Genomic DNA, 11,795 nt, shown 5'->3' with positions numbered 1-11,795 from the left:
GATAAAAAGCTGCGGGTTGTGAGACCTAAGGCAGCGGGTGCGTGGCGAACCAGGCACGCGCTTCGGCAGGCAGGACACCGATGCCCTGCCAAGTCTTGATACTCAAGCCGCGCTCATCGCCCCGATGCCCCAGGTGACGGCCGAAGCGATGCGCCCAGAGACGGCTGTGCAGCAATTTCGATAGCTGCCTGGTATGCCCGAAAGGCGCGACCCAGTCGCTGATCCAAAGACGCTCGCCACTGTTCCAGTCAGCCTCGGGCATGCACACCGCAGGGTTGTGCAGATAGCGCTGTTCGGCCTCGGCGCTGAGGTTCATCCATGCCATGTAGAACACCGGCGTGCCCTGCTCGCTGGCGAGCATGAACTGGCGCTGCTTGATCGCCGGCAGCAGCAGTGCCGACAAGGTATGCAACGGCGCATCCCGATGGGCCGCCGACTGCATCCACAACCAGACGGCGGAACCGAACACGGTTGCTTCGTTCCAGGGTTCGTCGAACTGCTGGGGTGCAAGGATTTCAAGATTGCCGAACTGCATGTCGGTCTCCGTCAAAATGACCAGTTGATGTTGAAGCCACTGGTCACGGCGGCAGTCTCGAAATGCTTGGGTTTCATGAGCGGTTGGCCGATGAACAGGTCGTAGGAAACCTGCTTGTAGCCCCCCCGCATACCGACCACCGCACCGGCCAGTCGCTTGCCGGACAGGTACTGGCTGGACTGCCCGCCGACCTCGCCATAGTCGACGCCGAGATAGAGTTCCTGGCCGGTTTGAAAGGCGAACCAACCCAGGTCATTGCGTAAGGTCCAGCCGCGCTCGGCGGACAGGATCTGTTCGCCATCGAAGCCGCGGACGCTGTAGCGCCCACCGATGGAGAAACGATCCTGAGCAATCAACGGCGAGCGATTCCATTGGCCGCGCCAGGCGCCGATGTAGCGAAATTGCTGCGCCCCTAAACGGAACGGGGTTTGCAATTGGGCACTGGCGTTGATGATCTTCGGCCGCGATGTCCCCTCGCCGAGGTCTTCTTCCGGTGCGCGCAAGGCGTGGTCCGCCCCGGTTCCACGTCGATAGTCCAGGCCCAGATCCAGGGTATTGCGGCCAATGAACTCACGGTGATCAAGCCCCAGTTGCCACCCCGCCATGCGCCGGCGTTGCACTTCAATTTCAGTGTCATTGATGTAGTTGCTGGAAGTGCGCGTCCAGCCACTGCCCCATGCCGACGTCTTGCGCACCGCATCGCGGTAGATCAGTCGTGAAAGCTTCAGTTCGTTGTTGTTGCTGCGGCCCTGATAGTCATAACTCTGATTGATCCCGGCCACGGTCTGGTGATAGTCGTACTCACTGGAAGTCAGGCCCAGCTGCCAGTAATCGTACGGCAGCGAATAGTGCAGGGTGTGCCCTTGAGAACCGCGATCACCACTTTTGCCACCACCCAGGTTGTGGCTGAAGCTGGCATAGAACAAGTCATTGAGACTCAGCGGATTATCCAGCGACAGCGCGACGTTACCCTGATATTTACCCGTGTCCTTGCTCCCCGAGTCGTCCGCCGACAGGCTCAGGCGCGCCACCGAAGCTTGTTTCCAGAGGATCACTACATCGCTTTCTCCGGGCTTGGCATTGGCGTCGGTTGCCGGAGTGATCTGAACGTCAGCCTCGGCCGTGGGCACCCGCTTGAAGTTCTCCAGGGCTTGTTCAATGCCCCGCAGGTTCAACAGATCGCCGGGTTGGGCGGGCATGGCGTTCCACAGCGTCGCTCGCGACGAGGTGCCTTCGGCAAACCGAATGTGTTTGATGCGTCCCGGGATCAGTACCAGGGAAAGCGTCCCCTGGCTCAGGTCCTGAGGTGCGGCCAGCACCCGCGTGGTGATGAAACCCCGTGCGATGATCAGGTTCTGTATGCGTTTCATGGTCAGGTTGATGCCCGCGGCCCCCAGGCAACGGCCCAGCGCGGGATCGGACGCCGGGTTGGCAGCACGCAGGGCCCATTGAAAGGCGGCTGACGCCTCGCCTTCGAGCACGATATGGCGAATGGTGAAGCACGGCGTTTCATTGGCCGGCAGCCGGCCCTGGCCATCATCCGGGGAAGCCTTGAGGCGTACGTCAGGAGAGGATTCGAGCTGCTCACGCAAAACCCGTTCGCGCTCTTGTTGGCGCTGCAACGGCTGTTGCGGCGCCAGCGGCTCCGCGGGCTCGGCCGCCGTGGCAGCAAGGCTGGCAAACAGACTGACGATTGCGAGGGGATACAACGAACGTTGCACGACGAACCGGCCACGCACAGAAGCGCGCAGCCGGGCACACGAATAAGGCTTGAAAAACACGACACATCCCTGAGAATAAAACTTCCTGCAACGCGCCGTGAGTCAGCGCGTTGTCGAACAATTGTAATAAAAAAACCGACAAGAGCGAAACAATTGGATACATCCACTCAGAAAAGTTCCGAACCGCAGAAAACAAAAGCACCGGCGATGACAAACCAGCACTAGCGAAAACCCCCGCATTGCGTCGCAAAGACCTCCCTCGCCTCTTAGAATGTCGGCATCTGGTTCAATCTTAAGGACAGTGTCGATGTCGAGTTCCTCCCGTGTGCGCACCTATGGCATGCAGCAACGAAGCGACCGCCCGGACTTCTATATCCGTGACAAGCAGGCCCGCCCGGCCATCGTCACCCCACACCGGCATGACTACTTCCAGATCCAGATCAACCTGGGCGGCGACACCGTGCAGCACATCGGCGGCGCCATCCGGCCTTATCCGCGCCAGGCCCTGGCGTTTATCCTGCCCCATCGCCTGCACCTGATCCCGCACCCGGAAGACGGCAATTTTGTCCTGATCAATTTTTCCCAGGCATTTTTCCTGCCGCACCTGCACTGCGATCCGCTGGACCTGGAGGACCTGTCCATTCATGACCTGCCGGAACTCTCACCCTTCCAGCACCAGGAGCACCTGGATTTCATCCTCGCCGATCACGACTTCGCCGAGGTCCTGGGCCTGCTGGAAAAGATGCGTGAGCTGGATCAGGGTCGCGACCTCGGAACCCGACAGGCGCTCAAAGGTTGCTTGCTGCAACTGACGGGCAAGGTCTGCAGCCTGTATGCGAGCGAGTTGCAGGCCTTGTCGGCGAACAAGGCGGCACGCCGCGGCCGGCGGGATGCGTTGGCGCGGATATCGGGTTATGTGCGCGAGCATATCGCCGACCCGGCACTGAACCTCAAGGACACCGCCGAGGCGGCCTTTCTGTCGCCCAACTACCTGACGCACTTGCTGCGCAAGGAAACCGGCAGCACCTTCTCGGAGCTGGTCCTGGAACGCCGCATGCGTCTGGCGCGCACGCACCTGCTCAACAGCGAAAAGCCGCTGAGCCAGATTGCGCAGTTGTGTGGTTTTGCCGACGAGGCTTACTTCTCGCGCCGCTTCAAGGCCACCCAGGGCCTGCCGCCGGGGCGGTTTCGGCGCCGACTGCCGGAACATGGAAGCAACTGAATCCCAGCCACTGAGTTTATTTCTCCAACTCTGTAACAAAAAGGCTACTCGCCCCTCCACAGCTCAAACTCCGTGCAACCACGGGGGCCGGCGCTCGTGCGTCGGTTCAAAAAGAGCTGGATGAGGTGGCGAGTTGATCAACACACGATTTTCCTGCGTGGGCTGCGGCAAATGCTGCAATGACCACTACGTTCCACTGACGCTCGAAGAGTCCCGCCAATGGGCCGCGGACGGCGGCACGGTGATCGTCCTGGTGGAAGCGTTCCTGGAAAACGGCCACGGGGTGGCCGCAGCACAATTCGAACACGCCCGTCGCCGTTCGATCCTGGTTGCCAGCGGGACAACCCAGGCCTGGCTGGCCGTCACTTTCGCCGCCTACAACAACGGGCCGTGCCGCAATCTCGATGCCGACAATCGTTGCGGCATCTATGAACGGCGCCCGCTGGTCTGCCGTATCTATCCGGCGGAGATCAATCCGCATATCCCGCTGCGCACGGACCGCAAGGACTGCCCACCCGAGTCCTGGGAGCAAGGCCCAGCCCTGATCGTCGGCGGACAGTTGGTCGACCAGGAACTGGCCGGGCTGATCGAGCGCTCGCGCCAGGCCGACCGCGAGGATATCGGGGCCAAGGCAGCCATCTGTGCCCGCCTCGACATCAGCACCACCGCCCTCAAGGGCAACGGTTTCGCCACTTACCTGCCCGATATGCAGGCGTTCCTGGCGGCGATCGAGGAGGTTCAAGAGCATCGGGCAATCAGCGCCACTGAACAGCAGTGGGCTTTTCAACTGGCCGATGAAGAGAGCGCCCAGGCACTGCTCGCTCACGGTGCTGCCGTCACTCAATCCGGTGCCGGACACTACCGGTTTATCCCCTTGCGGCCCGCCGATTGAGGCGTTGGGCTCAGTGAACGGCGGCGTTCTACGCCAAAAAACCAGGCTATGACGTTTTTTCAGCGTCTACAGGCCGCTTTCTGCATCGTCCTCACAGTATCCGTCTACGATTCTGTAATAACGGCTACGATGGAATGTGGCCGCCCAACAAAAACAGCAAGAGAGAGCCGTCCATGAAAACCGTCGCAGAGCTGTTGAAACTCAAGGGTAGCCAGCATCAGGGGGTTCATACGATCGCCCACAACCATACCGTGTTCGAAGCCCTGATCCTGATGGCTTCGAAAAATGTCGGCGCCCTTCCGGTACTCGAAAACGGCCAGGTCGTGGGCATCATCAGCGAACGCGATTACGCCCGCAAAGTGATCCTGCATGGGCTCAGCTCGGTCACCACCAAGGTCCACGAAATCATGAACGCGCCGGTAATCAGCGTGGACTCACACCAGAGCGTGGAAACCTGCATGAGTATCATGACCGACAAGCACCTGCGTCATCTTCCGGTGGTCGAAGACGGGCAACTGATCGGCCTGCTGTCCATCGGTGACCTGGTGAAAGAGGCCATTGCCGAACAGGCCGACCTGATCCGCCAACTGGAACAGTATATTCGCGGCGAATAAGCCCCCCTCCCCGGCCATGGACAGGCTCACGACAGGAGCAAACCCGCTCGCTCCTGTCGCCTCCATGACCGCCCAATAAAGTATGTCAAAATGTTTATGAAACCCAGGTAATACGGGGCTCCTGGCGCTATTTCCGATTTTTTCACAACGCTTTCACTTCACTCCCACCTGCGCCTCTCTACATTCGCCCCCTGCCCTCACACGGCCTTGTCTATCCTTTACAGTTTTAAACATCGAAATTCTGGATCGGGCCATCAAGTACATGCATTGTGCATGGCCCGCTCAAACCCTAGCTGCGGCGCTTACCGCTAAGGTCGACCCATGAACCCTCACGTGTTTCCACTTTCCGCCGCGACGCTCAGGCGCTGGTCCGTACCGGTACTGCTCCTGGCCTTCGTGGTGTTCTACCTGCTGCCCATGCTGGGCCACGGCCTGTGGATTCCCGACGAACCGCGCTACGCGCAGATCAGCCAGGAAATGCTGTTGACCGGCAACTGGACCGCCCCGCACTTCATGGGCCTGCGCTACTTCGAAAAGCCCATTGCCGGCTACTGGATGATCGCCATCGGTCAGGCAATATTTGGTGACAATCTTTTCGGGGTGCGCGTGGCTTCGGCCGTGGCCACCGGCCTCAGCGTGCTGCTGACCTACCTGATCGCACGGCGCTTGTGGAACGACCCGCGCAAGAGCTTCGCCTCGGCCCTGCTGTTCATGAGCTTCGGCCTGATCGCCGGGCAAGCCGGCTACGCCAACCTCGATCCGCAATTCACCCTGTGGTCGAACCTGAGCCTCTTCGCCTTCTGGTTCGCGGTCGACAGCAGCACGCGACGCCATCGCCTGTATGCCTGGGCCGGCCTGGGTCTGGCCTGCGGCATGGGTTTCCTGACCAAGGGTTTCCTCGCCCTGCTGCTGCCGGTACTGATCGCCCTGCCCTACATGATCTGGCAGCGCCGCCTCGGTGAGCTGTTGCGCTATGGCCCGCTGGCCGTGGTCGTGGCGGTGATCGTCGCGCTGCCCTGGGTGCTGGCGGTCAACGCCCAGGAGCCCGACTACTGGAATTTCTTCTTCTGGCACGAACATGTCCAGCGCTTTGCCGGCGACAACGCCCAGCACGCCCGGCCCTGGTGGTTCTACCTGCCGCTGCTGGTGGTGTCCTGCCTGCCGTGGTCGGTACTGCTGCTGCCGACGTTCAAGCAGGCCTGGCAGGACAAGCGCCAGCCCGGCAGCGGTTTCCTGTGGTTGTGGTTCTTGCTGCCCCTGGCCTTTTTCAGCCTGAGCCGCGGCAAGCTGCCGACCTACATCATGCCGTGCCTGTTGCCGTTGGCGCTGATGATGGGTAATGCGCTGATCGATCGGGTGGCCCGCGCCGAAGGCCGGATGCTGCGGATCAATGGCTGGCTCAACCTGGTTCTTGGGGTAGCGGCCATGGTGGCCCTGATCTACCTGCAAACCAGCCGGTCGATCTACGAAAACAGCCATGCGGAAGTCTTCAATCTCTCGCTGGTGTTCATCATGCTGATGGGCTGGATCATCGCCAACGCCCTGCAAGCACTACGTCCACTGACCCTCTGGGCCATGCCCGCGCTGGGGATCGGCTTGCTGGTGGCGCTGCTGCCGGCGGGCATGCCGGCCAGCATCGTCGACAACCGGATGCCGGACCAATTTATTGCAGAACATGTCAATGAATTGCGCCAGACCAACCGCCTGCTGAGCAACGAACTGGGCGCCGCGTCCGCGCTGGCCTGGCGCCTGCAACGTCCGCGGGTGGATTTGTTCAACACAGCGGGTGAATTGAAGTACGGTCTCGACTATCCTGATGCCGCCGAGCGGCAGGTCAACTCCGCCAACGTCGAACAATGGATGACTGAAGCCCGTAAACAGGGCTCGGTCGGTGTAGTGCTACGTGTCAAAAGCGTAGACGAAATGCGCGAAGTCGAGCAGCTTCCACTGGACGGCAAGCGTTATCAAAAGGGTAATACCATCATCATGATCTTCCCGCAGACCCAACCATGAATCAGAGTTTCTGGAAAACAGACAAAGGCGCCCTGACGCTTCTGCTTATCGTATCGGCCATCCTGCTACTGGTGGGCCTGGGCCAACGGGAGTTGTGGGGTGCGGAAACGCGCTGGGCCAACATCGCCCTGCAGATGCTGCAATCGGGCAACTACTTCGACCCCTACCTCAAGGGCTCGCCGTATTACGACAAGCCACTGCCCTCCTACTGGCTGATCACCGCCAGCGCCGGTCTGATGGGTGGCCTGGGCCACTGGTCGCTGCGCCTGTCGTCGGTGATTGCCGCCTGGTTGACGGTCTGGCTGGTCTACCTGATCGGCGAACGTCTGTGGCGCAAGGGCACCGGCCTGATCGCCGGCTGGATGCTGGCCACCACCTTCTATTTCGTGTTCTGGGCACGGGTGGCGACCGCCGACATCCTCACGGTGTTTGGCGTGGTCGCGGCCATCTGGTGGTACTGGCGCGGGCCGGACGATACCCGGCTGGGCCGCTACACGGTGTTTTTCCTGATCCTCGCGCTGACGTCGCTGCTCAAGGGGTTGATCGGCTTCATCCTGCCGGGACTGATCCTGCTGCCTCACGTGCTGGCTGACGGGCGCTGGAAACGGCACCTCAACCCACGTCTGTTCGTCGCCCTGGTGATTGCCGGCGCGCTGTACTCCATTCCGTTCGTGCTGTCGCATTTCTATGGCTCGCCGACGTATGGCGAAAGCGGCCTGGCGCTGGTGTTCAAGGAAAACGTGGTCCGCTTCTTCAACCCCTTCGACCACATGGGGCCGATCTACACCTATCTGATCTACCTGCCGGCCTACACCCTGCCCTGGGCCCCGTTCTGGATCCTCGGCCTGTGGGTCGCCTTGCGCCAATGGAAGAAGATCGAGCCCAACACCCGCTGGCTGGTCTGGGGACTGGGGTTGTTGTTCCTGTTCTTCACCCTCAGCGGCAGTCGCCGTAGCTACTACGTACTGCCTCTGGTCCCGTTCGCCCAGTTGCTGGCGGCCTGGTGGGTGACCCGGCGCCTTGAAGAGAAGCGTGCGGCCGGCAAGGTTGCGGGACCGGGCTGGTCGAAAGGCTTCGGTGCGGCAGCGCTGCTTCTGCTGCTGGTGATCGGCGTGCTCTACCCATGGACCAACAGCGGCGGTGGCGTGATCAAATTCGCCGACGACGTACGGGCCAAGGCCAGCCAGCAAATGCCTTGGGACGAATGGAAAATGGTCATGATCGAGGTGGACAACAAACTGCCGATGTACATGAACAACCAGGGCACGCCGTTCTACTACGTCAAGGACTCCCAGGACTACCCGCGCAGCGGCGACAGCGCGGCGTTCATGGCCTGGCTGGAGAAAACCAGTGGCCAGCACTGGGACCCGTCACGCACCCTGATCGTCACCAGCTACAGCAAGCACGACGAGGTACCGTTGAGCTATCTGTCGGCCGATCATGAGGTGGTCACCACCGAGCTCACCAACGGTGCGCGGCTGGCCAAAAAGAAAGAAAGTGGCAGCGTGGCCTATATCCCCAAGCTCAAGGGGCTTTAGCCAACGAACAAGGGCACCGCAAGGTGCCCTTTTTTTCTTTCAAGGAGAGGCGATGAAGTGGTGCTCGCCGACAAGGATAAGCACCTGGACGTCTACCTGACGCTCAATCGCTCAGCAACAACGCCGATCTCCCGACTCTGAACGAGTGGCCAGGTGGCTCCAGTTGCCAGCGATGGCGGCGCTGAATGTGACATCGCCATCGCCGGCAAGCCGGCGCCCACCAGGTTACGTGTGAGCCTCAGTATCCCAGTGACAACCCGGTATTACGACGCGGGTCGTTCGCACCGTAGAAGCGGTTGTTGCCTACCGGCTTGCCACCGAGGGACGGTGCACCGACCAGGATCGCCGCCAAGTGGTTGGCGCTCTGCGGACCGGCAAACTTGTGGCCCCAGCCCTCGAGGATCTTGCGGGTATCCGGACTGACCGCGAAATCCTCCAGGTTGGTGGTCTCCGGCATCCACTGCTGGTGGAAACGTGGCGCGTCCACCGCTTCCTGGATGTTCATCCCGTAGTCGATGACGTTGAGCATGGTCAGCAAGGTCGCGGTGATAATCCGGCTGCCACCGGGCGTACCCACCACCATGACCGCCTTGCCATCCTTGGTGACGATGGTCGGGCTCATCGACGACAGCGGCGTCTTGCCCGGGGCGATGGCATTGGCTTCGCCCTGCACCAAGCCGTACATGTTCGGCACGCCGACCTTGGAGGTGAAGTCGTCCATCTCATCGTTGAGGATGACCCCGGTCTTGCTCGCCATGACACCGGCACCGAACCAGTCGTTGAGGGTGTAGGTCACCGATACCGCGTTGCCCCATTTGTCGACGATGGAGTAATGGGTGGTGTTGTTGCCTTCATGGGGCGCTACACCGGGCTTGATGTCCTGGGAGATCCCGGCTTTCTGCGGATCGATGGCTGCCCGCAGTTTCTCGGCATAGCCCTTGTCCAGCAGGTGCGCCACCGGGTTCTTGACGAAATCGGGGTCACCCAGGTAGCTGTTGCGATCGACATAGGCGTGGCGCATGGCTTCGATCTGATAGTGCAGTCCCTGGGCCGAGTGATAGCCCAGGTCCGCCATCGGATAACCTTCGAGGATGTTCATGATCTCGCAGATCACCACGCCACCCGAGCTCGGCGGCGGTGCCGAAACGACGTGGTAGCCACGGTAATCGCACTCTACAGGCGCCAGCTCGCGGGGCTTGTACTTGTCGAGGTCGGCCTGGGTGATGATGCCCTTGCCGGCCTGGCTCGAATCGACAATGGCCTTGCCGACCCAGCCCTTGTAGAAACCGTCGGTGCCCTTGGCGGAGATTTCCTTGAGGGTCTTGGCCAGGTCTTTCTGGACCAGCTTCTGGCCGACCTGCATCGGCTCGCCCTTGTTCAGGAAGATCGAGCCCGAGTCGTGAAGGTCTTTCTTGAACTCATCGGTGGCGGTGTGCAACAGGTCGATATCGCCCTGCTCCAGCACAAAGCCTTCGTCAGCCAGCTTGATGGCCGGAGCCATGATCTGCGCGCGTTTTTTCGTGCCGTACTTTTCCAGCGCCAGTTCCATGCCCGAGACGGTGCCCGGTACGCCGACCGCCAGATGGCCTTTCGAACTCAGGTTGGGGACGACATTGCCGTCCTTGTCCAGGTACATGTTGGCCGTGGCGGCCATAGGGGCCTTTTCGCGGAAATCGAGGAAGGTCTTGCGACCGTCGGCCAACTGCACGGTCATGAAACCGCCACCACCGAGATTGCCGGCGGCCGGATAAACCACCGCCAACGCATATCCGACAGCAACCGCCGCATCCACCGCGTTGCCGCCGGACTTGAGCACATCGACACCGACATGGGTGGCCAGGTGCTGCGCTGTGACCACCATGCCATTCTCACCCGCGACCGGGGCCTGGGAAGCCGCATGAACAGGGGAAATAGCCAGAATCAGCGCTGTCGCCAGGAGCGAACGCGCAAGGGGTTCAAACTTCATAAGCCGATTCTCTTGTTTTTATTTGCTGGGAACGCAGGCTCCTGCCTGCGCAGGCCTTTACCAAGGTAGGCGCTCCCGCGGTATTTACCTAGTACCAATGCGCAACTTTTTATGGGTGCCACGTTCAGCCAGGGGGACAGGGCAAACACTTGATGTAACCGGGAACCGTCAGCCCTGACGGCCCCATCGGGCGACGAAACCAACGAATGCTTCCAGCTTGGGGCGCAGGACTCACCCCGCTCGCCCGGCAACCTCCAGCGCCAATTCGGCAAAATTGCGCGCCGCCACACTGGCCTGGGCCGGCAGTGCCACGCACACCGTGCACGGCGGCATATCGCGGATAACCGGGAACGATAACCCGGGACGCGCATAAAACCGCGCCGTCGAAGAGGCGGTGATGCTGATCCCGCGCTCCGAAGCCACCGCCTGCAACTCGCTCTCCACCGTGGAAGCTTCATGTATGACCGGCGCGCTGCGGCCATCGCGATACGCATCCGCGGTCCAGTAACTGCGCCAGACATTGCTACCCGGCGCGGCCACGATCGGATCATCGAGAATGTCGTAGATACTGACCGTCGCCTGTTCGGCCAAACGATGGGTGCTGGGCAGGCAGGCGACGCAATCCTCTTCCACCAGGGTGATCAGCTCGACACCCGGCAAGCCCAGGGGCGGACGCAGGATGGACACGTCCATCCCCTCGGCAATGCCGGCATGGGGCTCGGAAAAATCGAACTCCTTGACCAGCACCTTGACCTGGGGAAAGCGCTTGGCGAACGAGCTGAGAATGCGCGGCATCAGGTCGACCCCGGCACCAATCAGGAAGCCGACCTTGAGCGAGCCGCGCAGCCCCACCGCATGATCGCTGGCCGTCTGGGCCAGCTGCGCCAGTTTCGCGAGAATCTCCAGCGCCTGCGGCAACAGCGCCAACCCGGCGTCGGTCAGGGCGACCTTGCGGGTGTTGCGCTCGAACAGCGGCACATCCAGCAGGGCCTCGAACTGCCGAATCGTCTGCGACAACGCCGGCTGGGACACATGCAGTCGGGTCGCCGCGCGGACAAAACTCAGCTCCTCGCCGACCATCACAAAAGCCCGTAACTGGCGGATATCCACCCCGTTGATCAGCATCTGCCGCCCTCCCGTTCTTCGACGAAATCTGCGTCGATCATGCCACGACTTATAAGCCAGGCCAAATAATCAACGGTCCATCGGTCTTTCTAAAGCCCACGGCCCCGGCGCTAGTATCGATCCAGCTCGATGCAGGCGAGCCACAAAACCAGTCACTGCAAAACCACGA

Annotated in this window: 9 protein-coding genes; 5 read left to right on the top strand and 4 right to left on the bottom strand. The window is 61.2% G+C overall.

Annotated elements, in window-relative coordinates; translation table 11 throughout:
- Nucleotides 1-25: 25 nt before the first annotated feature.
- Both AC07VG_RS10425 and AC07VG_RS10420 read right to left on the bottom strand, forming a co-directional pair.
- Complete coding sequence (locus tag AC07VG_RS10425) at nt 26-535, bottom strand: toxin-activating lysine-acyltransferase (RefSeq protein ID WP_495020993.1); 510 nt, start codon at nt 533-535, stop codon at nt 26-28.
- An 11-nt stretch (nt 536-546) separates the two neighbouring features.
- Entirely contained in the window at nt 547-2,256 is a 1,710-nt protein-coding gene (locus AC07VG_RS10420; RefSeq protein WP_495020992.1) for a ShlB/FhaC/HecB family hemolysin secretion/activation protein, read from the bottom strand.
- Between the two features lie 307 nt (nt 2,257-2,563).
- Between AC07VG_RS10420 and AC07VG_RS10415 the strand changes: the two genes are divergently transcribed.
- The 5 genes from AC07VG_RS10415 to AC07VG_RS10395 all read left to right on the top strand — a co-directional run bounded on the left by AC07VG_RS10415 (nt 2,564) and on the right by AC07VG_RS10395 (nt 8,535).
- Nucleotides 2,564-3,478: a helix-turn-helix transcriptional regulator gene (locus tag AC07VG_RS10415; protein WP_495020991.1), complete on the top strand. Its 915-nt coding sequence runs from the start codon at nt 2,564-2,566 to the stop codon at nt 3,476-3,478.
- Between the two features lie 136 nt (nt 3,479-3,614).
- Nucleotides 3,615-4,370, top strand: coding sequence for a YkgJ family cysteine cluster protein (locus tag AC07VG_RS10410; RefSeq protein ID WP_495021119.1), 756 nt, complete (start codon nt 3,615-3,617; stop codon nt 4,368-4,370).
- Nucleotides 4,371-4,543: 173 nt separating this feature from the next.
- Entirely contained in the window at nt 4,544-4,984 is a 441-nt protein-coding gene (locus tag AC07VG_RS10405) for a CBS domain-containing protein (protein ID WP_495002339.1), read from the top strand.
- A gap of 321 nt (nt 4,985-5,305) precedes the next feature.
- A complete protein-coding gene (arnT, locus tag AC07VG_RS10400) occupies nt 5,306-6,997 on the top strand; it encodes a lipid IV(A) 4-amino-4-deoxy-L-arabinosyltransferase (RefSeq protein ID WP_495002340.1) in 1,692 nt (563 codons plus the stop codon).
- Nucleotides 6,994-8,535 carry an ArnT family glycosyltransferase gene (locus tag AC07VG_RS10395; RefSeq protein ID WP_495002341.1) on the top strand — a complete coding sequence of 514 codons (1,542 nt, stop codon included), beginning with the start codon at nt 6,994-6,996 and terminating at the stop codon, nt 8,533-8,535. The genes arnT and AC07VG_RS10395 overlap by 4 nt, the downstream gene beginning before the upstream one ends.
- Before the next feature lie 238 nt (nt 8,536-8,773).
- Here the strand turns inward: AC07VG_RS10395 and ggt are convergent, their stop codons facing one another.
- Both ggt and AC07VG_RS10385 read right to left on the bottom strand, forming a co-directional pair.
- Entirely contained in the window at nt 8,774-10,501 is a 1,728-nt protein-coding gene (gene ggt, locus AC07VG_RS10390) for a gamma-glutamyltransferase (RefSeq protein WP_495002342.1), read from the bottom strand.
- Between the two features lie 231 nt (nt 10,502-10,732).
- Nucleotides 10,733-11,626 carry a LysR family transcriptional regulator gene (locus AC07VG_RS10385; RefSeq protein WP_495020990.1) on the bottom strand — a complete coding sequence of 298 codons (894 nt, stop codon included), beginning with the start codon at nt 11,624-11,626 and terminating at the stop codon, nt 10,733-10,735.
- Between the last annotated feature and the right edge of the window lie 169 nt (nt 11,627-11,795).

Source organism: Pseudomonas sp. GW821-FHT03C07 (genome assembly GCF_059420925.1).
This window is presented reverse-complemented; position numbering and strand designations above follow the sequence as displayed.